Origin of the sequence: Rhizobium binae, assembly GCF_017357225.1 — a bacterium.
Lineage (GTDB): Bacteria > Pseudomonadota > Alphaproteobacteria > Rhizobiales > Rhizobiaceae > Rhizobium > Rhizobium binae.
In genome coordinates this window covers 362924-387516 of record NZ_CP071605.1, presented here as the reverse complement: position 1 = coordinate 387516, position 24593 = coordinate 362924, and the positions used below count along the sequence as shown (strand labels likewise).

The 24593-nt window shown below is 62.4% G+C and carries 18 protein-coding genes; 10 read left to right on the top strand and 8 right to left on the bottom strand.

What is annotated here, in order from left to right; translation table 11 throughout:
* Nucleotides 1–83: 83 nt before the first annotated feature.
* From J2J99_RS23775 to J2J99_RS23745, 7 genes are all read left to right on the top strand, one after another.
* A complete protein-coding gene (locus J2J99_RS23775) occupies nucleotides 84–920 on the top strand; it encodes a GNAT family N-acetyltransferase (RefSeq protein ID WP_168301955.1) in 837 nt (278 codons plus the stop codon).
* A gap of 11 nt (nucleotides 921–931) precedes the next feature.
* Nucleotides 932–2308, top strand: coding sequence for an aspartate aminotransferase family protein (locus J2J99_RS23770; protein WP_168301954.1), 1377 nt, complete (start codon nucleotides 932–934; stop codon nucleotides 2306–2308).
* Nucleotides 2309–2527: 219 nt separating this feature from the next.
* Nucleotides 2528–3241 (top strand): HAD-IA family hydrolase, encoded by a 714-nt coding sequence (locus J2J99_RS23765; protein ID WP_168301953.1) that lies wholly within the window; start codon nucleotides 2528–2530, stop codon nucleotides 3239–3241.
* A gap of 62 nt (nucleotides 3242–3303) precedes the next feature.
* Nucleotides 3304–4914 carry an ABC transporter substrate-binding protein gene (locus J2J99_RS23760; RefSeq protein WP_168301952.1) on the top strand — a complete coding sequence of 537 codons (1611 nt, stop codon included), beginning with the start codon at nucleotides 3304–3306 and terminating at the stop codon, nucleotides 4912–4914.
* Between the two features lie 73 nt (nucleotides 4915–4987).
* Nucleotides 4988–5938: an ABC transporter permease gene (locus J2J99_RS23755; protein WP_168301951.1), complete on the top strand. Its 951-nt coding sequence runs from the start codon at nucleotides 4988–4990 to the stop codon at nucleotides 5936–5938.
* Nucleotides 5935–6801, top strand: coding sequence for an ABC transporter permease (locus J2J99_RS23750; RefSeq protein WP_168301950.1), 867 nt, complete (start codon nucleotides 5935–5937; stop codon nucleotides 6799–6801). The genes J2J99_RS23755 and J2J99_RS23750 overlap by 4 nt, the downstream gene beginning before the upstream one ends.
* Nucleotides 6798–8453: an ABC transporter ATP-binding protein gene (locus J2J99_RS23745; RefSeq protein ID WP_168301949.1), complete on the top strand. Its 1656-nt coding sequence runs from the start codon at nucleotides 6798–6800 to the stop codon at nucleotides 8451–8453. The genes J2J99_RS23750 and J2J99_RS23745 overlap by 4 nt, the downstream gene beginning before the upstream one ends.
* Before the next feature lie 339 nt (nucleotides 8454–8792).
* Here the strand turns inward: J2J99_RS23745 and J2J99_RS23740 are convergent, their stop codons facing one another.
* A complete protein-coding gene (locus J2J99_RS23740) occupies nucleotides 8793–9269 on the bottom strand; it encodes an Lrp/AsnC family transcriptional regulator (protein WP_064693246.1) in 477 nt (158 codons plus the stop codon).
* 231 nt (nucleotides 9270–9500) lie between these two features.
* Here J2J99_RS23740 and J2J99_RS23735 point away from each other — a divergent pair, with 231 nt between their 5' ends.
* Nucleotides 9501–10826 (top strand): NAD(P)/FAD-dependent oxidoreductase, encoded by a 1326-nt coding sequence (locus J2J99_RS23735; protein ID WP_168301948.1) that lies wholly within the window; start codon nucleotides 9501–9503, stop codon nucleotides 10824–10826.
* A 37-nt stretch (nucleotides 10827–10863) separates the two neighbouring features.
* Here the strand turns inward: J2J99_RS23735 and J2J99_RS23730 are convergent, their stop codons facing one another.
* The 3 genes from J2J99_RS23730 to J2J99_RS23720 form a co-directional block, all read right to left on the bottom strand.
* Nucleotides 10864–13404, bottom strand: coding sequence for a methyl-accepting chemotaxis protein (locus tag J2J99_RS23730; RefSeq protein ID WP_168301947.1), 2541 nt, complete (start codon nucleotides 13402–13404; stop codon nucleotides 10864–10866).
* A 368-nt stretch (nucleotides 13405–13772) separates the two neighbouring features.
* Nucleotides 13773–17483: a trifunctional transcriptional regulator/proline dehydrogenase/L-glutamate gamma-semialdehyde dehydrogenase gene (putA, locus tag J2J99_RS23725; protein ID WP_168301946.1), complete on the bottom strand. Its 3711-nt coding sequence runs from the start codon at nucleotides 17481–17483 to the stop codon at nucleotides 13773–13775.
* A 28-nt stretch (nucleotides 17484–17511) separates the two neighbouring features.
* On the bottom strand, nucleotides 17512–17718 hold the full coding sequence (locus tag J2J99_RS23720; protein WP_168301945.1) for a hypothetical protein: 207 nt from the start codon (nucleotides 17716–17718) through the stop codon (nucleotides 17512–17514).
* A gap of 174 nt (nucleotides 17719–17892) precedes the next feature.
* Between J2J99_RS23720 and J2J99_RS23715 the strand changes: the two genes are divergently transcribed.
* Entirely contained in the window at nucleotides 17893–18387 is a 495-nt protein-coding gene (locus tag J2J99_RS23715; RefSeq protein WP_168301944.1) for an Lrp/AsnC family transcriptional regulator, read from the top strand.
* Between the two features lie 67 nt (nucleotides 18388–18454).
* A complete protein-coding gene (locus J2J99_RS23710) occupies nucleotides 18455–20107 on the top strand; it encodes an acyltransferase (protein ID WP_168301943.1) in 1653 nt (550 codons plus the stop codon).
* 215 nt (nucleotides 20108–20322) lie between these two features.
* Here the strand turns inward: J2J99_RS23710 and J2J99_RS23705 are convergent, their stop codons facing one another.
* The 4 genes from J2J99_RS23705 to J2J99_RS23690 all read right to left on the bottom strand — a co-directional run bounded on the left by J2J99_RS23705 (nucleotide 20323) and on the right by J2J99_RS23690 (nucleotide 24521).
* Nucleotides 20323–21336 (bottom strand): GlxA family transcriptional regulator, encoded by a 1014-nt coding sequence (locus tag J2J99_RS23705; RefSeq protein WP_168301942.1) that lies wholly within the window; start codon nucleotides 21334–21336, stop codon nucleotides 20323–20325.
* Between the two features lie 592 nt (nucleotides 21337–21928).
* Nucleotides 21929–22501: an S-(hydroxymethyl)glutathione synthase gene (gene gfa, locus J2J99_RS23700; protein ID WP_168301941.1), complete on the bottom strand. Its 573-nt coding sequence runs from the start codon at nucleotides 22499–22501 to the stop codon at nucleotides 21929–21931.
* A 55-nt stretch (nucleotides 22502–22556) separates the two neighbouring features.
* Complete coding sequence (gene fghA / locus J2J99_RS23695) at nucleotides 22557–23390, bottom strand: S-formylglutathione hydrolase (RefSeq protein ID WP_168301940.1); 834 nt, start codon at nucleotides 23388–23390, stop codon at nucleotides 22557–22559.
* A 3-nt stretch (nucleotides 23391–23393) separates the two neighbouring features.
* Entirely contained in the window at nucleotides 23394–24521 is a 1128-nt protein-coding gene (locus J2J99_RS23690; RefSeq protein ID WP_168301939.1) for an S-(hydroxymethyl)glutathione dehydrogenase/class III alcohol dehydrogenase, read from the bottom strand.
* Nucleotides 24522–24593: the final 72 nt, after the last annotated feature.

Genomic DNA, 24593 nt, shown 5'->3' with positions numbered 1-24593 from the left:
AGATACTGCCTGAACCACGGCCTTCAGACGATCTGCCCGCCGGCGCTCCGGCAGAGTGACGGGCACGACATGAAGGACGTCCCATGCAAGCTAGCCAGATCGAAATCGTCCCGTTCAGCCCCGACCACCTTGACGCCGCCGTCGCGCTCTCCCGACAGGCGGGCTGGCCGCATCGAGCGGAAGACTGGCAGATGGCGCTCGCCTTGAGCGACGGGATGGTCGCAATCGAAGGCGACAGGGTCGTCGGCACGGTTCTCGTCACGCCATACAAGCAAGATTGCGCGACCATCAATATGGTCATCGTCGCCAAAACCATGCGCGGGCGCGGCCTCGGCCGCAGGCTGATGGACGCCGCGCTGCGGATCGCAGGGGACCGGCCGCTGCGGCTGGTCGCAACGACGGAAGGCCTGCCGCTCTATCAAAAGCTCGGCTTCCATGAAACCGGAACCGTGCTGCAGCACCAAGGCCTTGCCGGAGAGATCCCTGCGCCGGCCGGCACGGAGGCCGCCACCGCCGACGATCTCCCTGGCATCATGGCGCTCGATTGCCTTGCCTTCGGCGCCGATCGCGAAAACCTGCTCTCCTATCTGGCCAAGGTCGGCGCGTTCGCCGTCATTCGCCGCGACGGCGGCTTGTCGGGGTTCGCATGCCTGCGCGTCTTCGGGCGTGGCGAAGTGATCGGACCCGTGGTTGCAACGAACATCGAAGACGCCAGGAAACTCATCAAACATCACATTGCCAGGCGGCCAGGACGCTTCCTCAGGCTGGATACCACCGCCGCGGCCGGACTTTCGCCTTGGCTCGCCGAACACGGCTTCGCCCATGTCGGCGGCGGCATCGCAATGACAAATCCATCGGTCGGCGACGCCGCCGCCCCTGCTGCCACCACGTTCGCCCTTGCCAACCAGGCGCTCGGCTGATCGGAGAATCCATGTACGCCAACTCGCTCATTGAACTCGACCGCGCTCATCTCATCCATCCGGTGGCCTCCTACCGCAGTCATGAAAAGCACGGCGTGCGCGTGCTGGCCTCGGCCAAGGGCGCAACGGTCACCGATGCCTCCGGCAAACAGCTGATCGACGGCTTCGCCGGCCTCTGGTGCGTCAATGCCGGTTACGGCCACGAGAGCATCGTCGAGGCGGCGGCCCGGCAGATGCGGGAGCTTCCCTACGCAACGGCCTATTTCGGTCTCGGCTCCGAGCCGGCGATCCGGCTTGCCTCAGAACTCGCCGACCGGGCGCCCGGTGATCTCAACCATGTTTACTTCACCCTCGGCGGCTCCGACGCGGTGGACAGCACGATCCGGTTCATCCGCTATTATTGGAATGCACGTGGACGGCCGGAGCGCGATCAATTCATTTCGGTCGAACAGGGCTATCACGGCTCCTCGACGGCAGGTGCGGGCCTGACCGCCTTGCCTGCCTTCCATGCCGGCTTCGGCCTTCCCTTCGACTGGCAGCATAAAATTCCGTCTCATTATGCCTACCGCAACCCGGTCGGCGAGGATCCGCAGGCGATTATCGCGGCCTCGCTCGCGGCGCTGAAAAGCAAAGTCGAAGCGATCGGGCCGGAGCGCGTCGCCGCCTTCTACGTCGAACCGATCCAGGGTTCCGGCGGCGTCCTCGTGCCGCCGAAAGGCTGGGTTAAGGCGATGCGCGAATTCTGCCGCGAGCACGACATCCTTTTCGTGGCGGATGAGGTGATCACCGGCTTTGGCCGCACCGGACCGCTATTTGCCTGCAGCGAGGAAGGGGTCGTGCCGGATTTCATGACCACCGCCAAGGGTCTCACCTCCGGCTACGTCCCGATGGGCGCCGTCTTCATGGCCGACCACATCTATGAAACCATTGCCGAGGGTGCCGGTGCCGCCGCGATCGGTCACGGCTACACCTATTCGGCTCATCCCGTCAGTGCCGCCGTCGGCCTCGAAGTCCTCAAGCTATACGAGAACGGTCTGCTCGACAATGGCGTCAGGGCCGGGGCGCGGCTGATGCAGGGCCTCCAATCGCTGAGGGATCACCCGCTCGTGGGTGATGTCCGCGGTCGCGGCATGCTCGCCGCCGTCGAGCTCGTCGTCGACAAAGTCAAAAAGACACCACTGCCGGCATCCACCGAACCCGCCCGCCGGATCTTCGATCGCGCCTGGGAAAACGGCCTCGTCATCCGCGCCTTCGGCAACGGCGCGCTCGGTTATGCGCCGCCATTGTGCTGCACCGAAACGGAAATCGATGCGATCGTCGAGCGCACGCGCACCACGCTGAACCAGACGCTTGAGGACCCGGATGTGCGCCGGGCGCTGCGGGCCTGAGAATACCGCGAAACGGTCAGATTCGGTATTTTGTGCCGCTCGATGGCGTCTTTTCGGAGAATCCGGCGCGGTGCAGGTGACAAACTGAAATCGACGAAAGACCCGGATCCCGACGAATTGCGGGCCTTTCCAACAAAAGCGGGACGATGATCCCGCCGGGAACAGAATATTCTTCTTTGAGAAGCGCGCTCCATCGGAGCCGAACACTGGGGAATTCGCGTGAGCAAGAGCCTTCCGGAATTCAAGTATCTGACCTTTGACGTTGTGGGCACCCTCATCGACTTCGAGGGCGGCCTTAAGACCTGTCTCGCCGAGATCGCGGCCGAAGCGGGAAGTGAAATCGATGGCGAACGGGCGCTCAGCCTCTATCGCGAAGCCCGTTACTCCGACGACGCCGACCTCTTTCCCGACGACCTCGTGCGCGTCTACCTCGCAATCGCACCGAAGCTCGGCCTGCCCGCCGATCGCAAATACGGCGAGCGACTGCGGGACTCGGCGAAAAGCTGGAAGGGTTTCCCAGACAGCGCCGCGGCTTTGGCAAGGCTTGCGAAAAACTACCGCCTCGTTGCGATGACGAATGCCCGCCGCTGGGCATTCGCCTTCTTCGAGAAGGAACTCGGCAATCCCTTCCATGCCGCCTTCACCGCCGACGATACCGGGACCGAGAAACCCGACCCCGCCTTCTTCGAGACGGTGTTCGCCTACATCGCATCGGAAGGGCATTCGAAGGATGACATACTGCATGTCGCCCAGAGCCAGTATCACGATATCGGGATTTCCAGGAAACTCCGACTGACCAACTGCTGGATCGAAAGGCGGCATGCTGAGAAGGGTTACGGCGGCACGATAGAACCGGCCGAGTTCACGACACCCGACTATCATTTCACGTCCATGGCCGACCTTGCCGATGCCGTGGCCGCCGCGCGCGCCTGATTTTAAAACCGCATCGGGCTCGCCCTGCACGGCCGCCCGCCACAGAAGAAAAGGGGAATGAGATGAACGACAAGATCACCAATTGGACCAGATCCGACGACGCCATGGTCGAAACCGCCCTTCGTCGCGGCGCGACCCGTCGTGAACTGCTGCATATGATGCTCGCGGGCGGCGTCGCCATGTCCGCCAGCGGATTTGTGCTCGGCCGCGCCGGCAGGGCTCTCGCCGCGACGCCCGTTGCCGGCGGAGCACTCAAGGCGGCCGGCTGGTCGTCGTCGACGGCTGATACACTCGACCCCGCAAAGGCGTCGCTCTCTACCGACTATGTCCGCTGCTGCTCCTTCTATAACCGCCTCACCTTCCTCGACAAGAGCGGTACGCCGCAGATGGAGCTTGCCGAGGCGATCGAATCCAAGGACGCCAAGACCTGGACCGTCAAGCTGAAGAAGGGCGTCACTTTCCATGACGGCAAACCGCTGACGGCTGAAGACGTCGTCTTCTCGTTGAAGCGCCATCTCGACCCGTCCGTCGGTTCGAAGGTTGCCAAGATCGCCGCCCAGATGACCGGCTTCAAGGCTATCGACAAGCAGACCGTCGAGATCACGCTTGCCGATCCGAATGCCGACCTGCCGACCATCCTGTCGATGCATCACTTCATGATCGTTGCCGACGGGACGACCGATTTCACCAAGGCCAACGGCACCGGCGCTTTCGTCAGGGAAGTCTTCGAGCCGGGCGTTCGTTCCGTCGGGATCAAGAACAAGAACTACTGGAAATCCGGCCCCAACGTCGATTCCTTCGAATATTTCGCCATCAGCGACGACAATGCCCGCGTCAACGCCCTGCTATCAGGCGATATCCACCTCGCAGCCTCGATCAATCCGCGCTCGATGCGCCTTGTCGAAGCCCAGGGTGACGGCTTCACCTTGTCGAAGACGACGTCCGGCAACTACACCAACCTCAACATGCGGCTGGACATGGATCCCGGCAACAAGCGGGACTTCATCGAGGGCATGAAGTATCTCGTCAACCGCGAACAGATCGTCAAATCCGCGCTTCGTGGCCTCGGTGAGATCGGCAACGACCAGCCGGTTTCCCCCGTCAACTATTACCGCAACGCCGATCTGAAGCCGCGCGCCTTCGATCCGGACAAGGCGAAATTCCACTTCGACAAGGCTGGCGTGCTCGGTCAATCCATTCCCGTGATCGCCTCCGAGGCGGCAAACTCGTCGATCGACATGGCGATGATCATTCAGGCGTCAGGCGCCGAGATCGGCCTCAAGCTCGATGTCCAGCGGGTTCCCTCCGACGGTTACTGGGACAATTATTGGCTCAAGGCGCCGATCCATTTCGGCAATATCAATCCACGTCCTACCCCGGACATCCTGTTCTCGCTGCTTTATTCCTCGCAGGCTCCCTGGAACGAGAGCCAGTATAAGTCGGAAAAGTTCGACAAGATGCTGATCGAAGCACGCGGATCGCTCGACCAGGAAAAGCGCAAGGCAATCTACGACGAGATGCAGGCGATGATTGCCAATGAAGCCGGCACGATCATTCCGGCTTATCTCTCGAATGTCGACGCCACCACTGCCAAACTCAAGGGCCTGGAGCCCAACCCGCTTGGCGGCCAGATGGGATATGCCTTCGCCGAATACGTCTGGCTTGAAGCCTGATAGATTAAAGAACCGGGGCTGCGGCCCAGCCCCGGTTCTTTCGAAACCGACCGAGACGAAAGGGGAGCCACCCGTGAACAACCAGGTCTTATCGCTTGTGCTGAGCAGATTGTTCGTCGCCGTGATCACACTGCTGATCGTCTCTTTCGCGGTCTTCTTCGCAACAACGCTCCTGCCGGGCGATACGGCGACGATCCTGCTCGGTCAGGCCGCCACGCCGGAAGCCGTCGAAGGGCTGCGCAAGGCAATGCATCTCGACGAGCCGGCCCTCTTTCGTTTCCTGCGCTGGATCGTCGGTCTTTTGCAGGGCGACCTCGGCACGTCCTATGCCAACGAGATGCCGGTCGCTGCCCTGATTGCCGGCCGCTTCATTAATACGCTGAAACTTGCCGGCGTCACCGCGCTGTTCTCCGTGCCGATCGCCCTGACGCTCGGGATCACCGCTGCGATGCTGCGCGGCACCGTCTATGACCGGATCGTCACCGTGATCACCATCGGCGTCATCTCAGTGCCGGAATTCATGGTCGCGACCTCCGCCGCGCTCATCTTCGCCGTCTACCTGAAATGGCTGCCGGCGCTCTCCTTGGCCAACGAAGTCCACAGTCTGAGCGACCTGTTGCGCGTCTATGCCATGCCGGTGATTACGCTCACCTTCGTCGTCTCGGCCCAGATGATCCGGATGACGCGTGCAGCGGTGATCGAGACGCTCAACACGCCCTATGTCGAGATGGCGTTGCTCAAGGGCGCCTCCCGGCCGCGCATCGTCTTTCGCCATGCGCTGCCGAATGCTCTCGGCCCGATCGTCAATGCTGTCGCGCTGTCGCTCTCCTATCTGCTCGGGGGTGTCATCATCGTCGAGACCATCTTCAACTACCCCGGTATCGCCAAGCTGATGCTGGACGCCGTAGCCACCCGCGACCTGCCGCTGATCCAGAGCTGCGCGATGATCTTCTGTCTTGGCTATCTGCTGCTGATCACCATCGCCGATATCATCGCCATTCTTTCCAATCCGAGGCTCCGATGACCATGACCAGCTCCGAGACCACTTCCGCCCGGCTGCCCGGAACCCGGCTTGGTTATCGCTTCAACCTCGTCGGAGCGATCGGCCTGACCGTCATCCTCGCTTGGGCGCTCGTCGCGATCTTCGCGCCATTGATTATCCCCTATCCCATCGGCGAAATTGTCGATCTCGATTATTTCGGCCCGATGAGCCGGGAGCTCTGGCTGGGCTCTGATTATCTCGGCCGCGATATGCTGTCGCGGATTCTGATGGGCGCGCGTTATACGGTCGGCATCTCGCTCGCGGCGGTAACGATCGCCTGCTTCAGCGGTGTGGTGCTCGGCATGATCGCGGCGGTCGCCGGCGGCTGGCTCGACACGATCCTCAGCCGCTTCCTCGATGCCATGAATTCCATTCCGAGCAAGCTTTTCGGTCTGGTGGTGGTTGCCGCCGTCGGCTCTTCGATCCCGGTTCTGATCCTGACGCTGTCGGTGATCTACATCCCTGGCTCCTATCGCTTCGCCCGGGCACTCGCCGTCAACATCAATGCAATGGATTTCATCACCGTCGCGCGCATCCGCGGTGAAAGCACCCTCTATCTCATTCGCTCGGAAATCCTGCCCAACATCGTCGGCCCGGTGCTTGCCGATCTCGGCATTCGTTTCGTCTTCATCGTGCTGCTGCTCTCCGGGCTTTCGTTTCTGGGCCTCGGCGTCCAGCCGCCCTATGCCGATTGGGGCGCGCTTGTGCGCGAGAATATCGGTGGCCTGCCATTCGGCGCGCCGGCGGTGATGTTCCCCTCACTTGCCATCGCCAGCCTCACGATCAGCGTCAATCTGCTGATCGACAACCTGCCGCAGAAGATTCGCGACCGGAGCCCGTCATGAGCAATTTCATCGAAATTCGTGACCTGAAGGTCGAAGCCACCACCGATTCCGGCCGACGCGTCGAGATCATCAAGGGTGTCAGTCTTGATATTGCCGAGGGCGAGATCGTCGCGCTGATCGGTGAGAGCGGCTCGGGCAAGACGACCATCGCCCTGACGCTGATGGGCCATACCCGCGCGGGCTGTCGCATCTCCGGCGGCAGCGTTTCGGTCGGCGGCAAGGACATGGTCACCCTCAGCGAGAAGCAGCGCGCCAAGGTGCGCGGCACGCAAGTCGCCTATGTGCCGCAATCGGCCGCCGCCGCCTTCAACCCGGCCACATCGATCATGGACCAGGTGATCGAGGTTACCCGCATTCATCAGCTGATGTCGCCGGAAGATGCGCGTGCCCGGGCCATCGAGCTCTTTCGGGCGCTTTCCCTACCGGAACCGGAGACGATCGGCAGCCGGTACCCGCACCAGGTTTCCGGCGGCCAGTTGCAGCGCCTTGCAGCCGCCATGGCGCTGATCGGCGATCCCACTCTGGTCATCTTCGACGAGCCGACAACGGCGCTCGACGTGACGACCCAGATCGAAGTTCTGCGCGCTTTCAAATCGGTGATGAAAAAAGGCGGCATATCGGGCGTCTATGTCTCGCACGACCTTGCCGTCGTCGCCCAGATCGCCGACCGCATCGTCGTTCTCAAAGGCGGAGAAGCCCAGGAAACCGGCACCACCGAAGAGATTCTGAACGATCCAAAGCATCCCTATACCAGAGAACTGCTTGCAGCCTTCGAGCCGAAATCGCGCGGCAGGGCGGGCGCAATAGAGGCCGCGACGGCGCCGCTTCTGACGATCGAAAATCTCGTCGCTGGGTACGGACAGCGCCAAGCCGACGGCCTTCCCCTGGTTCGCGCCGTCGAGCACGTGAGCCTGACGGTGGAAAAAGGGCGCAACCTCGGCATCATCGGAGAATCCGGTTGCGGTAAGTCGACGCTCGCCCGCACCATTGCCGGCATCCTGCCGGCAGCCGTCGGCAAGATCATCTTCGACGGCACGGAACTGCGCCGCAGCGCTCGCGAGCGCTCACGTGATCAGTTGCGCGAGATGCAGATCGTGTTCCAATATGCCGATACGGCGCTCAATCCGGCAAAATCCGTCGAGGACATCCTCGCCAGGCCGCTGGTTTTTTACCATCGCATGCATCGACAGGCGCGAAATGCCCGCATCGACGAACTCCTCGACATGGTGCGCCTTCCCCGCAATCTGCGCCACCGCAGGCCGGGGGAACTCTCGGGCGGGCAAAAGCAGCGCGTCAACTTCGCCCGGGCGCTCGCCGCCGATCCGAAGCTCATCCTCTGCGACGAGATCACCTCGGCGCTTGACACCGTGGTCGCTGCCGCCGTCATCGATCTCCTCAAGGAACTTCAGCGCGAACTCGGCCTCTCCTACATCTTCATCAGCCACGATCTCTCGGTGGTGGAGGCGATCTGCGACGAGATCGTCGTCATGTATGGCGGCCGTAAGATCGAAGAAATCAGCCCCGCGAAGGTGAAGGGGCCGCAGCATCCCTATTCGCAACTGCTCTTCTCGTCGGTGCCGACGCTTGATCCGGCCTGGCTCGACGAGCTCCAGCAGGATCCAGAACTAGTGCGGGCCTATTGCCGGCACTGAGGGCCGGTCCCGCGCGCATTTCTTGGCTCAGCTTTTGCCCCAAGAATTATGCCGTCGTTCTATGCGCGACTGATCCACCCTTTTTAAAATCAAAGCAAGCCGCTATAACCAAATTGAGCGCACGCCGGGTCGGGTCGTGCTGGAAAGCCTCGACTCGACTGCAAAACCCCAGCGAGTGGCAGCCAACATGGCTCTGGAAGGCAAGGATGAGATTTTGTCGCAAGTCCTTCCAACCATTGGATGCCTTCTATTTATGCGGGGAACAACCTGCGACACAGAGAACCGATATGCACGCGGGGTAAGAGACGCAAAACCGCTATGCCATTTGCTTGAATATCCTTAATGCGGGAACAAGGTCGTCAGTGGCATGTGGGCCTTGACGATCGGCGACTTCAGCACGACGAAGCTGAAATATTTGTCGATGCCGACATCCATATCGGTGAGCCTCTCCATGATCGTCTGATATTCGTCAATGCCGGCGGTGACGAATTTCAGGAGGTAGTCATAGCCGCCTGAAACCAGATGGCATTCGATCACCTGATCGACCTTCTCGATCGCCGCGAGGAAGCGGGCGAAGTCGATCTGCCGATGGTTCTTCAGTGTAATCTCGGTAAAGACGGTCAGGGTCTGTCCGAGTTTGCTGACATTGATCTGCGCCGAATAGCCTTCGATGTAGCCTTCGGATTGCAGCTTCTTCACGCGCATCAGGCAGGGGCTCGGCGACAGATTGACCAGTTCGGCGAGTTCCACATTGGTGACGCGGCCATTCTTCTGCAGTTCGTAGAGGATTTTTATGTCGATCCGGTCAAGTTTCATCGCGCGCCTTCGTCTGCTTGAGATCGCCAGCGACGCAGCAGATTATGCTGCGGCCTTGCAACGTCGAGCTTAACACATGCCGAGGCCGTGTCGATCAGATTGCGGGGGATGCGGAAGCACAAATGGCTGCCGGACTCCCCACAAGACAGAATCTTCTGCTGTCATCGACCGATCTCCGGCAAAGGCGCGGCTTCGGATCCGTTAGACTAGCCCTGAACCGGAGACCATGCCATGCCCGCACCGCTTACGCGCGTCGACACCACACCACAGCCGCCGGCTGCCGCCGATGCGGTGGTGATCGGCGGCGGCATCGTCGGCGTTTTCGCCGCCTATTATCTGGCCCGGCGCGGATTGAAGGTCGCCCTAGTCGAGAAGGGTCTGATCGGGGCGGAGCAGTCGAGCCGCAATTGGGGCTGGTGCCGGCAGCAGAACCGCGACGCGCGTGAATTGCCGATGTCGACGAAGAGCCTCGATCTGTGGGAGCGCTTCGCGACCGAGACCGGCGAGGACACCGGCTTCCGCCGCTGCGGTCTCCTCTATCTCAGCAACAGCGACGAAGAACTCTCCGGCTGGGCCCGCTGGCGCGATTTCGCCCGGTCGGTCGGCGTCACGACACATATGCTGGGCGGTGCAGAGGCAACCGAACGCGGGGGCGCCACCGGCGCCGCGTGGAAAGGCGGGGTATTTTCACCGACTGACGGCACCGCCGATCCCGCAAATGCCGCGCCGGCCGTGGCGCGCGCGATCGTCAAGCTCGGCGGCACGGTGCATCAATCCTGTGCGGCCCGCGGCGTCGAGATCGAAGGCGGCAGGCTTTCGGGCGTCGTCACGGAGCACGGCACGATCCGGACGAAGATCGCGATCCTGGCCGGTGGCGCCTGGGCCTCCTCCTTCTGCCGCCATCTCGGCATTCGTTTCCCACAAGCCTCGATCCGCTCGTCGATCCTCTCGGTTTCACCGGGAGCGAGCAACCTGCCGGATGCGCTGCATACATCGGCGGTTTCCGTGACACGCCGTGGCGACGGCGGCTACACGCTGGCGATCAGCGGCCGCGGCCGCGTCGATCCCACCGCGCAGCAGTTGCGTTTCGCGCCGCAGTTCCTGCCGATGTTCGCGCGGCGTTGGCGAAGCCTCGCACCCGGCGGATTGGAGGGAATTCGCTCGGGACATGAATCGCTGGCGCGTTGGCGGCTCGACAGTAAGACGCCGATGGAGCACATGCGCGTCCTCGACCCGGCGGTCGACGAGGCCACCATTCGTCTGACGCATTCGCGGGCGCTCCAGCTTCTGCCCGCGTTGAGGAATACCGAAATCAACGCAGCCTGGGCTGGCTATATCGACAGCACGCCGGACGGCGTGCCGGGAATTGGTGAGATCTCCACCCTTCCGGGTTTCATCCTCGCCGCAGGCTTCAGCGGCCACGGCTTCGGAATCGGCCCGGGCGCCGGGCATCTGATTGCCGATATCGCGACCGGGGAAGAGCCGATCGTCGATCCGCGGCCCTACCACCCCAGCCGTTTTGCGGCCTCCGCCTGGGGCAAAGTCGCCGATTTCTAGATGCGGACCGGTCCGGCGGGCCGGTGTGATAGATCGCTCAGGAGGCGGCCAACATTCGCGGGCCGGCGGCTGGCGACGCCCTGCGGGCGTCGGCGGTCTGGAAGCGGGAGATGCGTTCATTCAGAAGTTCCACCTGCTGCCGGAGCCTATGAATTTCGGCGGTGTTTTCCTCGACCATGGCGGCATTGTGCTGGGTGATATGCTCGATGTCACGAACGGCGTTATTGACCTCGTCGATCCCCTTGTACTGGGTGCTGGTGGCCGTCGAAATGACCTGCACCAGCCCGTTGATCGAGGTGAAATGTTCCATGATTGCCGATAGCGCCTGGCCGGTCTCCTCGACGAGCTTGACGCCCGTGCCGACCTGCGATGCGCTGTTGGAGATAAGTTCCTTGATCTCGCGGGCGGCCTTGGCGCAGCGCTGTGCAAGCTCGCGCACCTCCTGAGCGACGACGGCAAAGCCCCTGCCCGCCTCTCCCGCCCGCGCCGCCTCGACGCCGGCATTGAGTGCGAGAAGATTGGTCTGGAAGGCGATCTCGTCGATCACGCCGATAATGCTGGTGACCTTGTCCGACGACCGGTTGATGGCGTCCATGGCGTCGACGGCCTTGGCGACGACGGCCGCGGAATGCTCCGCCTGCCGGTGCGCCTCTGCGACGGAAACCGATGTCTGGCGCGCATTTTCCGCCGTCGTGCGAACGCTGGCGGTCAGCTCGCCGAGTACGCGTGAACTGTCTTCGAGGGCAGCCGCCTGCTGTTCCGTGCGCCGCGCCAGATCGTCGGCCGCACCCGAAAGATTGGTGCTGCCCTCGGCGATTTCATAGGTGGTGTTGCGGACCTCGGCGAGCGTGCGGCGGAGCGCATCAATCGCCTGGTTGTAGGTCCTGGCCAGCGCGACATAATCGGCGGCCAGTTCCTCGCTCATCACGGCGGCGAGGTTGCCGTCGGCGAGTTTGCCAAGCATGTCGGACAGCGCATCCAGGGCCTCGCTTTGCTCGGCTTCGATGCGTGCCAGCTCGGCTGCGCGGCGGGCCTGTTCCTGTTCGTCCCGCGCCCTGTTCGCTTCCGCGACCTCTTCGAGCCTCGTCTTTTCGAGCGCCTGGTCGCGGAAGACCGTCACGGAGCGGATCATATCGCCGATTTCATCGCCGCGCTTGCCATCGCCGATCGCAACATTGAGATCGCCGGCAGCAAGTCTCGTCATCGTCTGAGTAATCCGCTTCAGCGGTCCGCGCAGCGTTTCGATCAACATCAATCCGCCGATGATGGCAAGCACCGTGCCGGCGATCATGGCCGAGAGCGACATGGTGGCCGAGCGCTGGCTGATTTCCCTGCCGCTCTCCTGCGCCGTGCTGACGAACTGCTCGAGCGTGTGACTTGCGGCTGCCACCAGCTCGGTCGCTGCCTGCTTGTTGCCCTGCCACCGATCCGCGATCGATATCAGATCCGAGGTACCCTTTTCGATCAAGGCAAGGGAAGGCTCGATCCTGTTGGCAAGATCCTTCAAAGCGGCGTTCTTGCCGCTCAAGGACTCGAGCTTTGCAGCGCTTTCGCGCAGGGTCTTGAGATCCACCAGAACCGCATCCCGCGACCCGGCATCGACCCGCCTGTTCAGTTCGCTCAGGTGCAGTCGCAGATCGTCGATCGATTTGAAGGCGGCATTGACGATCACGACCATCGCGCGAAGCGTTGCTATGCTCGCATCCATTCCGGCAAAGCGCTCGATCGACGTGTCCGCATTGCCGGAAGCAAGTTTTGCAAACTGCTCCTCGAAACGCTGCAGATCCTGGTCGACGGGAGCATAGGCGTCGAGCGACAGATTGGCGCCGTCCTTCGCCATCGCGGCAAGCTTGTCCAGAACCAGCTTCAGCGGAACGATCTGGCTTTTCGCCTTATCGGAGCCGACCGACTCGCTCTCGCCGACTTCCTTGACGAGCGGCGGCAGAAGGCTGCCGATGGCCTGGCCAAGCTTCTGAGGATCGGTTGCGGCCGCGGTCGCCTTGCGCAATTTTGCAACGCGTCCCGAGAGATTTTTGTAGGCCGAGGCGTCGAGAAGAAGCGCCCGGACGAAGGCCTCCTTGCCATTGGCCTGGTCCTGAAGAACGTCGAGCTGCTTGCGGGCGGTCTGGCTTTCCTTGAAAAGCTGCGCCACCGCCCCGTCGATCGTCAGTTCGGTATTGGCACGCTCCTGCGCCACCGCCCAGAGCGCGTCGGTCCCGCCCTGCATCTTGCCGCCGAGGTCGCGCACGGCGGAGATCTGCTGTTTCTGGGCGGGATTGCTCAGCATGGCATCGAGCGTCGCCGCACCCTTCTGTTGATCGGCGATGCTGGCGACCAGCCGATCGCGGGTGGCCGGCGTCGGAAGGTCGGTAAAGGCGGTCAGCGAGGATCGCAACTGCTGAAAACTGGAAAGCGTATCGATCGTCTGCCGGGTCAGGGTCATCTGGCCATTCAGCGTACCAGCCGTGAAATAGCCGAACAGGCCGATGCCCGCGATGAGGACGACGAGAGGCACCACGAAGAAGAGGACCTTCGTCACGATCCGCATACGCTGCAACAGACGGTCAATCAACGACATGAAATGGTGGCTCCCGCCCAGGAAATTCGGCTTTAATCCGGCGCCCCACCATGCAACGGCACGCTTATATGCGAATAGACCCGTTCCAGTCGGCGGCTGCGCCCGAGGCCATGACGATAGGCACAACTCTTAAAGGAATGGTCAATTGTGTCGAGTTTGTTGGCGAGGACGGCCGAAGGCAATTTATCTGCATCTTTACCCCCGATTTGCCGGCAACCTCGCCCTCTCCTCGACGTCATCGTCGGCCTTATGCCGAGGATCAGCTGCCCTTTCGACGGAAGCAGATGCCCGGGCAAGACCGAGCATGACGAAAGAGGGCTTTGTCAGCGGCCTTGAGGGCGCACCTTTGCCGCCCTCGTCAGCTTCGCTCAACCGATCGCCATCAGGCTGGCATTGCCGCCGGCAGCGGCAGTATTGATCGAAGTCGAGACCTCTTCCAGCAGCCAGTTCAGGCAATAGGCCTCGGGATCGCTGGCAAGTTCTTCGCTCGTGGCGGCCTGAACCAGGAGAAGCGGACCGGGCAGGGCCGCGATCCTTTTGTTGACCGAGTGGACTCTGTCGCGATCGCCCTCGACGAGGGCGCCCGAGAAAGGTCCGTCTTTTTCCCAGTCCGAGGTCCAGGATATGCGGCTGGCGACCGCCGCCGGAAGACCGGCGAGCACGGATTTCGAGAGGGAGCCGCCGGCATCCACCGCGACATGATTGCCGGTTGCGAGGGCTGCGGCGATCTGGCGATAGAGCCCGCTCTCCGTCTGCGGCACAAGCAGAATGCGGCCGCGCGGATGCAGCGCATAAAGATTGCGCTCGCCGACCGGGCCGGTGAGCTCCCGTTCCAGCCCAAGTGCCGAGCGGCCGGCATAACCACGCGCCGCCTCCCCTTCGCCCGTCAGGCCTTTCTTGTCGAGCCAGACGATGTAATCGCGAAGGGCGAGGTCCGTATGAACCGAATCCTGTTGCGGCGGCACCGGAGCGCGCTGCACCAGACGGCCGATATAGAGCGGACCGCCTGCCTTCGGACCCGTTCCCGACAGGCCGCGGCCGCCGAAAGGCTGGACGCCGACGACGGCGCCGATGATGTTGCGGTTGACGTAGAGGTTGCCGGCCTTGATGCGGCTCGTCACATGCGCGATGGTTTCGTCAAGCCGCGTATGAAGCCCGAAGGTGAGGCCGTAGCCCGAGGCATTGATGTCGTCGATCAGGCGGTCGAGCCCGTTCCGCTTGAAGCGGTAGACATGCAGGACCGGTCCGAAGACCTCCTTGGTCAGATCCGACAGCGCCTTGATCTCGATGATGGTCGGCGGAACGAAGGTGCCCGCCGCGGCACTTGCCGGCAGCGGCAGCTGCTCCACCTTGCAGCCGGCACCACGCATCTGCTCGATATGCTGGTCGATCTCGGACTTGGCGCCGTCGTTGATGACGGGGCCGACGTCGACGCTCAGGCGATCGGTCCGGCCGACCGTCAGTTCACGGAAGGCGCCCTTCAGCATGGCAAGCGTCCTGTCGGCGACATCGTCCTGAAGGCACAGAACCCTGAGCGCCGAGCAGCGCTGACCGGCGCTGTCGAAAGCCGAGGCAATGACGTCGGCCACGACCTGCTCGGCCAATGCCGAGGAATCGACAATCATGCCGTTCTGGCCGCCGGTTTCGGCGATCAGCGGGATCGGTTTGCCGGTCGAAGACAGCCGTTCGGCGAGCTGCGCCTGGATCATGCGGGCGACCTCGGTCGAGCCGGTAAACATGACGCCGGCGGTTTCAGGAGCCCCGACCATGCCGGCGCCGAGACGGCCGCTGCCGGGCACGAATTGCAGAGCGCCGACCGGGACGCCCGCCTCGTGGAGAATCTTGACGCTCTCCGAGGCGATGATCGGCGTCACGCCGGCGGGCTTGGCCAGCACGGGATTGCCGGCCACCAGCGCCGCGGCCACCTGTCCGGTGAAGATCGCCAGCGGGAAATTCCATGGGCTGATGCAGACGATGGGCCCGAGCGGCGCGTGGGACGGCCCGAGCGTCTTGCGCGCCTGTTCGGCATAATAGCGCAGGAAGTCGATCGCCTCACGCACTTCGCCGACGGCGTTGGCCGCCGATTTGCCGGCCTCGCGCATGACGATGCCCATCAGGGTCTTGATGCGGGCCTGCATGATGTCGGCCGCCCGCTCCAGGCAGGCGGCGCGCTCGGCCGGCGGCACTGCCGCCCATTGCGGCGCATAGTCGGCCGCCATCGCAACGATATGGGTGGCCTCCTCGACCTTCACTTCGGTGACCGTGCCGACGACGTCGCGGTGATCCGCGGGATTGAGGACGTCACGCGTCACACCATCCGTGGAACCGTCGGCGAGGATCGGAAGCGCATGCCAGGGGCTCTCGGCCGTGGAAGCGAGCGCCTGCGTGAGATTCGCGAGCGTGTCCTCGTTCGAGAGATCGAGCCCGTCCGAGTTGGCGCGGGCATTGCCGTAAATCGCCTTTGGCGCGGCGATCTGCACATGAGGCGCACCGACGACCGGCATGGCGGCGACGATCTCGGCGGGATCGGCAATAAGGGCCTCGACCGTGACGTTCGGATCGGAGATGCGATGCACGAAGGAGGAATTGGCGCCGTTTTCGAGAAGGCGGCGCACCAGATAGGCGAGCAGCGTCTCATGGGTTCCGACTGGTGCGTAGATGCGGCAGGGCCGGTCGAGCTTCTCCTTGCCGACGACCTCGTCATAAAGGGGTTCGCCCATGCCGTGCAGGCACTGGAATTCGTATTTGCCGACCGCGAAATCGGGACCGGCGAGATGATAGATCGTCGCCAGCGTCTGTGCATTGTGGGTGGCGAATTGCGGGAAAACCGCATCCGGCGCACCGAGCAGCTTGCGCGCGCAGGCGATATAGGCAACGTCGGTGTAGATCTTGCGGGTATAAACAGGATATCCGTCGAGACCGTCGAGCTGGGCGCGCTTGATCTCCGCGTCCCAATAAGCGCCCTTGACCAGACGCACCATCATCCGGCGTCCGGAGCGGCGGGCGAGATCGATGATGTAATCGAGCACGAAGGGGCAGCGTCTGCCATAGGCCTGCACGACGAAGCCCAGCCCGCTCCAGCCGGCGAGATCGGGGGCAAAGCAGAGCTCCTCGAGCAGATCGAGCGAAAGCTCCAGCCGATCGGCCTCCTCGGCGTCGATGTTGAGACCGATGTCATAGGTCTTGGCGAGCACTGCCAGCGCCTTGACCTTTGGCAGCAATTCTCCGATCACGCGACCGGCCTGCGCCCTGACATAACGCGGATGCAGCGCCGAAAGCTTGATCGATATGCCCGGGCCGTCATAGATACCGCGTCCGTTCGAGGCTTTGCCGATGGCGTGGATCGCCTTTTCATAATCCTTGAAATAGCGCTCGGCGTCGGCGGCCGTTGTCGCGGCCTCGCCCAGCATGTCGTAGGAATAGCGGAAGCCGCGCGCTTCGAGTGGCCGGGCGCGCTTCAGCGCCTCCTCGATCGTCTCGCCGGTGACGAACTGCTCGCCCATCATGCGCATCGCCATATCGACGCCGCGACGGATGACCGGCTCGCCGGCGCGCGCAATCAGCCGCGTCAGCGCTGCCGACAGGCTGCGGTCGTTGACCGTCGAGGTCAGTTTGCCGGTGACGACGAGGCCCCAGGTGGCGGCATTGACGAACATGGATTTGCCGCCGCCGATATGGGAGGTCCAGTTGCCCTCGGCGATCTTGTCGCGGATCAGCGCGTCGCGGGTGTCGGTATCGGGAATGCGCAGCAGCGCTTCGGCGAGACACATGAGCGCCACGCCTTCCTGGCTGGAAAGCGAATATTCCTGCACAAGCCCCTCGACGCCGGTGCCCTTGTGCTTGGCGCGCAGCGTCTCGATCAGGCTGCGGGCCGTGCTGCGGATATCATAACGCTTCGCCTCGGAAACGCGCGCGGCCGCAACGAGCGGCGGCAAGCATTCGGTTTCCGGACGGCGATAGGCTGCCGTGATCGCCTGGCGAAGTTCGGATTGCGGCCGGATCGGCGGCGCAAAGGCGGCGAAGGGCGCGCCGCCGGCAGGTTCTTTAGAGGATGCGGGGTCGATCGCTGCGTTCAACATGGGAGTCCCTGATCAGTGAATGTTGGGTCTAACGGATAAAAGGAACAGCGGGTTCGTCGTCCCAGGTGTCATTATCCGCAAAAATCTTGCCGGAATATTCCGTTTCGTGAAGCGGAGGCGTATTGTGCTCGTCGCGCTTGAGGGTGAATGCCGCTGCGACCGCTCCTATCGCCACCGGCCGATCGTGAGCGAGCAGATCGGGTTCTGGTTCGCCATCCGCTTTTCTCTGATGCATCTATGATCCTCCCTTTTTGCGCGCCGCAGCCACCGGGCCCGGCAACGCGCCAAGCGGCTGCGCCGGTCCGCCCATTGCCTACGCATAATCTACCACAGTCGCAAATTGCGATCTCACTTGATTTCAACGGTTTTCAAGCTGTATGAACTTATAAGCCGATTATCGAGAGTTCAAATGGCCACAGAAACCGACATCTTTAGTGAATTGGACCAGTTCGACAGAAAGATCCTTGTCGCACTCGCCGAGGATGGCAGGCTGTCGATCACCGATCTCGCCGCGCGCGTCGGGCTTTCGAAGACGCCGTGCCAGATCCGCTTCAAAAGGCTGATCAGCGATGGCTACATCGAAGGCTTCAAGGCCGTCCTCAATCCATCGAAGATGCAGCTGGACCACATCGCCTTCGTCGAAGTGAAACTCTCCGACACGCGCGAGGATGCGCTGAAAAGCTTCAACGAGGCCATCAAGAAGATCAGGGAAGTCGAGGAGTGCCACATGATCGCCGGCCGGTTCGACTATCTCCTGAAGATCCGCACCCGCGACATCGGCCGCTACCGTCGCGTGCTGGGCGAGCGCATCTCGACACTCCCCCATGTTGCCAACACCTCGACCAATGTGGCGATGGAGACGATCAAGGAAGGCTGGGACAAATTCGGCTCAAGCCTTTCGTGAAGGAAGACGGCTGCCGACAGTCCTGCTAAGCCGATATTCGGCGACTGAAGCTGAGTGCGAGATCAAGATGGACCAAGCCAATAGCGTCCCCTTATCGGCAGACGAGCAGCGCGAATCGCGTCGGCTGCAATATCTCCCCTGGGAGCGCATCGCGGCGGATCTCGACCATCCCGCTCACCTCGCCCGCAAGGCGGAGCTTCGACAGTCATGCGACGCCGAATTGGCCGAGACTTCGTATATCGCCGAAAATGCTGCGATCTATACCGAGAGCCTGAGGATGGGCGAGCGGTCCTGGATTGCAGGACATGCGCTTGTGCGAGGCGACGTGATCCTCGGCGACGATTGCTCGATCAATCCCTATGCCTGCGTTTCCGGCAAGGTGACGTGCGGCAATGGGGTCAGAATTGCCTCGCATGCATCGATCGTCGGCTTCAATCACGGCTTCGACGATCCCGATCGGCCCATCCATCGCCAGGGCGTCGTCAGCATCGGCATCGTCATCGGCGATGATGTTTGGATCGGCGCCAATTGCGTGATCCTCGATGGCGTCACCATCGGCAACGGCGCCATCATTGCTGCCGGGGCGGTGGTCACGCAAGATATTCCCGCCCTCGCGATTGCCGGCGGCGTACCGGCAAAAGTGCTGCGGAGCCGGGGCGCACCGGCCAGGAGATCCGGCATTGGAGAGATCGAAGATCGACTGGTCAGGCTCGGACAGAAGGCGAAAGAGCAATGGCCTGATATCGTCGCGCGCTGGAAAACACCTGAGTGCTATGAATCGCTGGGAGCGGACGGGATCAGGCGGCCGGCGATCCGGCATCTCTGTGATGCCATCGAGATCGCGGCCGGCTTCGAACAGCTGCCGCCCGGGCTCGATCCAGCGCAAACCGTCGAGCGTCTCCAGGGTCTTCAGGATCGGCGGACCGGCCTTTTCCCGGAACTGCATTCGCGTGTGCACGGCCGGGCTTTGAGGGAGGATCCGAAGGCGCTCTACAATGTGCTTTCAGTCGGTTATGCGCTCGAGCTGCTCGGCTCCGGACCACGGCACAGCATCCAGGCGGTTCAGATCGATGCTTCGGAGCTGGAGCAATGGCTGAGCGCCCTGCCTTGGTCGAGCCGGGCGTGGCACGCCGGCAGCGTCGTCGACGCCATCGGAACCGCCATGTACTTCAACGCCAGGTATTTCGGCATCAAAGGGCCGCGGCTGGCGCTCTTCGAGTGGCTGAGCCGCAATGCCAACGGTGTCTCCGGCCTCTGGGGCGAGCCGACGGCGCTGGAGGGATGGCTCCAGCCGGTGAACGGCTTTTACCGCCTGACGCGCGGCACCTATGCGCAGTTCGGCATGCCGCTTCCACATCCGCATGCCGCGATCGAGACCGTTCATCTGAATTATCGCAATCACAAAGGCTTCGTTGCCGAGAAATACAATGCGTGCAACCTTCTCGATACGATCCATCCGCTGCTGCTGATCGGGCGGCAGACCGATTACCGCCGGGCCGACGGCGGGGCGATCGCGCGCGACGTGATCTCCAGGGGGCTCGACAGATGGCGGGACGGCGAAGGCTTCCCATTCGCCGACGGCGGCGAAGCGAGCCTGCAGGGAACGGAAATGTGGCTTTCGGTCATGCACTTGGCGGCCGACTTCCTCGGCCTGGCGGATCAGTTCGCCTTCCTGCCGAAGGGCGTTCATCGTACGGCGACACCCGGCCTCGGCCTCTGATCAACCGTGCAGTGGGCCGTCAGCCAGGCAGCGGCGAGATCAGGCGCCTGGCTGGGTTTGGCTTTGATCGGCACGATCACGTTATAGCGGCCTTCGGCGGCAAGCTCGTTTTCCGTGGCGGGCACCATCCTCCCGGAAAGTGCGACATCGCTTACTCACCGAACAGGGGATCGGCCGGATGCTGACGACGTCTGAGACGTCGATGCCAAACCACTTCAGTGCGCTCTCAAGGCCGCCGCGCGATGCTGCGAGGGCGTTTGCCCGAATGTGCGCTTGAACGTCCGCGTGAACTGCGAGGCGTTTTCGAAACCGACGTCCAACGCGATCTCGATGAGCGGCGCCTTCGACTGGGCAAGGATCGATTTTGCCCGTTCCATGCGAACGCGGTTATAGGCCTTGGCGGGCGACATGCCCGTCTTCTCGATGAAGATTCGCTCCAGCTGGCGTCTGGAAAGACCGACCATGGCCGCAAGCTTCTCGATCGGCATGCTGCCGTCGACGAACTGCTCCATGGTGATCATCGCCGCCTTGACGCGGGCGTCGTCATAGTCGTCATAGAGCGGTCGCCGCGGCTGAATATCCGATGGCGTTCGGGCCTTCTCGATCTGAAGCACCTCAAGCGCGTTTCGTTCGGCGTCGCGGCTGATGTACTTCCGCACGAGCAATGCCGCCATGTCGGCCGCGCTACTGCCCCCGGCGCAGGATCCGCGCTGCCGATCGAGATTGAAGAGCCGGTCGGAACGGACGGCAAGCTCCGGAAATCGCTCCCGAAATTCCTTGTAATGCAACCAGCTGACACAGGATTCGTGCCGTTTCATCAGGCCCGCCGCCGCAAGGATAAACGAGCCGGTGCAAACGCCGATCAGCGGCACTTTCTTCGCATCCGCCTGTCGCAGGAAGGTGATCGTCTGCTGGTCGACCGGATTTTCGACCGTCAGCAGGCCGCCGACGACAACGATGTAATCGAACCTTGAGGGATCGACAAAATCCGAGGTCGGCGCCACCTGGACGCCGCAGCTCGACGTGATCAGGTGCCGCGTGCTGCCGATCACCTGCCAGTCGGCAAGTACCCTCCCGGAACGATCCTGCTCGTCGCTGGCGAGTCTCAGCGTATCCACAAACAGGGCGAAGGCCGACAGCGTGAAGGACCGCGATAGAACGAAGCCCACCTTCAGTCGGGCCGGCTGTTTTGCGCCATCGTCTATCAACCGATGCTGCTCAGGTCGCATGTTCATCTCCCGCCCCTTCGAACGCCCTCATCGAATTTGAAAACCGTGCGCCAGCGGGTCGCGATCGCCGACGAAAAAGCATTTTGTCTGCTCATCCGCGTCCAGCTTCCGGTTGACGGCTGGTGCCAGGAAAGCGCAGGGGGACGTACAGGTCCGAAAGATTCATGACCTCCTCCCCGTTCCCAAGCGCTCGGCGCTCTGTCTTGTTCGGTCTCTCAGCAAGCCCAATACCATGATTGGGATTGCTGCATTGATAGAGGTCGCGATATCGATCATCCTGATCGCGCCTTAGATCTTCTTTCCGCCGTCACCCGAATTCCACGATCAGTGCATTCGGGAAGGAGGATTTTGAACTGGATCTTTGTCGGCATAGAGAGCCGTCCACAAAGTTCATTGTTGTTACTCCTGCTTTTCATTCCCATTCCGCACCCGGCACGCCGCCGCCGAACTCGTTCTGGGAGAAGGCCGCCGTCATCGAGGCGTACGTGTGCGCTCTGCCGCTTTATCCGCGGCCCCTAAGGGCGTTGTGGAACGTCTATCGTCCGATGCCCGGCTGACCGGGGAGCGCCGGCGTCGGCGCTCCCCGAAAAATTCAAGCGGCGAGCACGCCGCTCTTCTTGGCGGTCCAGGTCGCGATATAGTCCATCAGCGCCGGCGAAAGGCAATCATAGGGCTCGAGACCCGACGCCTTCAGTTGTGCTCTGATCATATCCATCTTGGCGGGATCGAAGCCGCTTTCGATGATCGACGACACGAAAGCCGCAAAGGTCGGTTTTGCCCAGCCGCTTTCCTGGAAGCGCTCAGGATGGATGAACGACAGTCCCTGGAACGGGTGTTCGCGCTCGACCGGCCCATACATATGCACGCCGCATTCCTTGCAGGCGTGCCGCTGGATCAGGGCTGCGGAGTCAACGACCGCGAGCTTGTCGCCGTTCTCGAGCACCTCGACGCTCGCCGTCGGCACGACCGCTACGATCGAGAAGACCGCACCTTCCGGCTTCCAGCACTTGGTGCAGCCGCAGGCGTGGTTATGGGCGATATCACCCTTGATCCTCACCTTGACCGGATTGCTCGCGCAATTACATACGAGCGTCCCGCCCGTGAAAGCAGCGTCAGTCGCTCGAAAGCCTGAATCCACTGCCGGATGAATGGCTATACTGCTCATTGCTTCTCTCCTTCCCTCCCTGGCCGTTCGCGTTATGCACGGCCGAGCCCTGCAGTCATTCGAGCCTCTGCGCGTGCCAGCGCAGATGGTCTTCCATGAAAGTCGAAATGAAGAAGTAGGAATGGCCGTAGCCTTCCTGCATGCGAAGCTTGAGGGGAATTCCGGCCGCCTCGCAGGCTTGCCGGAGCTCCTCTGGGCGCAACCCGTCCTCCAGGAAGCTGTCCGCCGTTCCCTGGTCGATGAAGAATTCCGAGAACCGGTGCCCGTCCTCGATCAGCGAGCAGGCATCGTAGGCCCTCCAGGCCTTCTCATCGGCGCCGAGATATTTCCGCAAGGCCGGTTTCGACCAGCCGGAAACCGAGGGGTGGCTGATCGGCGCGAAGGCCGAGCAGCTCCGGAAGCGCTCCGGGTTCTTGAGCGCGATGGTGATGGCGCCGTGTCCCCCCATCGAATGGCCGAAGATTCCCTGGCGGTCCATGTCCGCTGGAAATTCCTCGGCGAGGAGGCGCGGCAGTTCGTCGGCAGTGTAGCTGTACATCCGATAATTTGTCGAAAACGGCGGCTCGGTGGCATCGACATAGAAGCCGGCGCCCTTGCCGAACTGCCAGTTGTCGGGTTCATCGGGCACATGATCGCCGCGGGGGCTGGTATCCGGGCAGACGATGATCAGCCCGAGCTCGGCGGCAAGCCGCCGATACTCGCCCTTGTCCATGACATTGGCATGGGTGCAGGTCAGGCCGGACAGGTACCACAGAACCGGACGTTTGCCTTCGGCCGCCTGAGGTGGCACGAAGACCGCAAAGGTCATGTCGCAGCCGCAGGCCTCTGAGCGATCGACGTAGACCCCTTGCGTGCCGCCGTAAGACTTGTCGGTCGAGATGGTTTTCATCGCTCAGTAGACCACCACGCCCCGGATGCTTTCACCCTTGTGCATCAGCTCGAAGCCCTTGTTGATGTCTTCGAGCGGCATGGTGTGGGTGATCATCGGGTCGATCTGGATCTTGCCCTGCATGTACCAGTCGACGATCTTCGGCACGTCGGTGCGACCGCGCGCGCCGCCGAAGGCGGTGCCCATCCAGTTGCGGCCGGTGACCAGCTGGAACGGCCGGGTGGAGATTTCCTGGCCGGCGCCGGCAACGCCGATGATGATCGATTTGCCCCAGCCGCGGTGGGATGCTTCCAGCGCCTGGCGCATCACCTTGGTGTTGCCGGTGCAGTCGAAGGTGTAGTCCGCGCCGCCGATCAGGTCGCCGCTCCGCTTCGTCATATTGACGAGATAGGGGACGATGTCGTCGCCGACCTCCTTCGGATTGACGAAGTGCGTCATGCCGAACTTCTCGCCCCAGGCCTTGCGGTCAGGATTGATGTCAACGCCGATGATCATGTCGGCGCCGGCGAGCCTTAAGCCCTGCAGCACGTTGAGGCCGATGCCGCCGAGGCCGAAGACGATCGCCGTCGAACCGATCTCGACCTTGGCAGTGTTGATCACCGCGCCGATGCCGGTCGTCACACCGCAGCCGATGTAGCAGATCTTGTCGAAGGGGGCGTCGGGATTGACCTTGGCAAGGGCGATCTCCGGCAGCACCGTGTAATTGGCGAAGGTCGAGCAGCCCATATAATGGTGGATCTTGTCCTTGCCGATCGAGAAGCGCGAGGTCCCATCCGGCATCACACCCTGGCCCTGGGTCGAACGGATGGCGGTGCAGAGATTGGTCTTGCGGCTGAGGCAGGAATAGCATTCGCGGCATTCCGGTGTGTAGAGCGGGATGACGTGGTCGCCCTTCTTCACCGCGGTGACGCCGGGGCCGACATCGACGACGATGCCGGCACCCTCATGGCCGAGGATCGCCGGGAACAGGCCTTCCGGATCGGCGCCGGACAGCGTGAAATCGTCGGTATGGCAGATGCCGGTCGCCTTGACCTCGACCAGCACTTCGCCGGCCTTCGGCCCTTCCAGCTGCACGGTCATCACTTCGAGCGGTTTTCCAGCCTGAACGGCTACGGCGGCGCGAACGTCCATTTGATAATCCCTCCTGTTTATTCAATTTCGATTGTTAGATATGCCGAGATACAGCTGAGACCGACACGATCC

Excerpts from the sequence above, each read along its gene's own strand:
- J2J99_RS23775 (WP_168301955.1), top strand. The coding sequence starts at position 84 with ATGCAAGCTAGCCAGATCGAAATCGTCCCGTTCAGCCCCGACCACCTT.
- J2J99_RS23770 (WP_168301954.1), top strand. The coding sequence starts at position 932 with ATGTACGCCAACTCGCTCATTGAACTCGACCGCGCTCATCTCATCCAT.
- J2J99_RS23760 (WP_168301952.1), top strand. The coding sequence starts at position 3,304 with ATGAACGACAAGATCACCAATTGGACCAGATCCGACGACGCCATGGTC.
- J2J99_RS23750 (WP_168301950.1), top strand. The coding sequence starts at position 5,935 with ATGACCATGACCAGCTCCGAGACCACTTCCGCCCGGCTGCCCGGAACC.
- J2J99_RS23745 (WP_168301949.1), top strand. The coding sequence starts at position 6,798 with ATGAGCAATTTCATCGAAATTCGTGACCTGAAGGTCGAAGCCACCACC.
- J2J99_RS23740 (WP_064693246.1), bottom strand. The coding sequence starts at position 9,269 with ATGAAACTTGACCGGATCGACATAAAAATCCTCTACGAACTGCAGAAG.
- J2J99_RS23735 (WP_168301948.1), top strand. The coding sequence starts at position 9,501 with ATGCCCGCACCGCTTACGCGCGTCGACACCACACCACAGCCGCCGGCT.
- J2J99_RS23730 (WP_168301947.1), bottom strand. The coding sequence starts at position 13,404 with ATGTCGTTGATTGACCGTCTGTTGCAGCGTATGCGGATCGTGACGAAG.
- putA (WP_168301946.1), bottom strand. The coding sequence starts at position 17,483 with ATGTTGAACGCAGCGATCGACCCCGCATCCTCTAAAGAACCTGCCGGC.
- J2J99_RS23720 (WP_168301945.1), bottom strand. The coding sequence starts at position 17,718 with ATGCATCAGAGAAAAGCGGATGGCGAACCAGAACCCGATCTGCTCGCT.
- J2J99_RS23715 (WP_168301944.1), top strand. The coding sequence starts at position 17,893 with ATGGCCACAGAAACCGACATCTTTAGTGAATTGGACCAGTTCGACAGA.
- J2J99_RS23710 (WP_168301943.1), top strand. The coding sequence starts at position 18,455 with ATGGACCAAGCCAATAGCGTCCCCTTATCGGCAGACGAGCAGCGCGAA.
- J2J99_RS23705 (WP_168301942.1), bottom strand. The coding sequence starts at position 21,336 with ATGCGACCTGAGCAGCATCGGTTGATAGACGATGGCGCAAAACAGCCG.
- gfa (WP_168301941.1), bottom strand. The coding sequence starts at position 22,501 with ATGAGCAGTATAGCCATTCATCCGGCAGTGGATTCAGGCTTTCGAGCG.
- fghA (WP_168301940.1), bottom strand. The coding sequence starts at position 23,390 with ATGAAAACCATCTCGACCGACAAGTCTTACGGCGGCACGCAAGGGGTC.
- J2J99_RS23690 (WP_168301939.1), bottom strand. The coding sequence starts at position 24,521 with ATGGACGTTCGCGCCGCCGTAGCCGTTCAGGCTGGAAAACCGCTCGAA.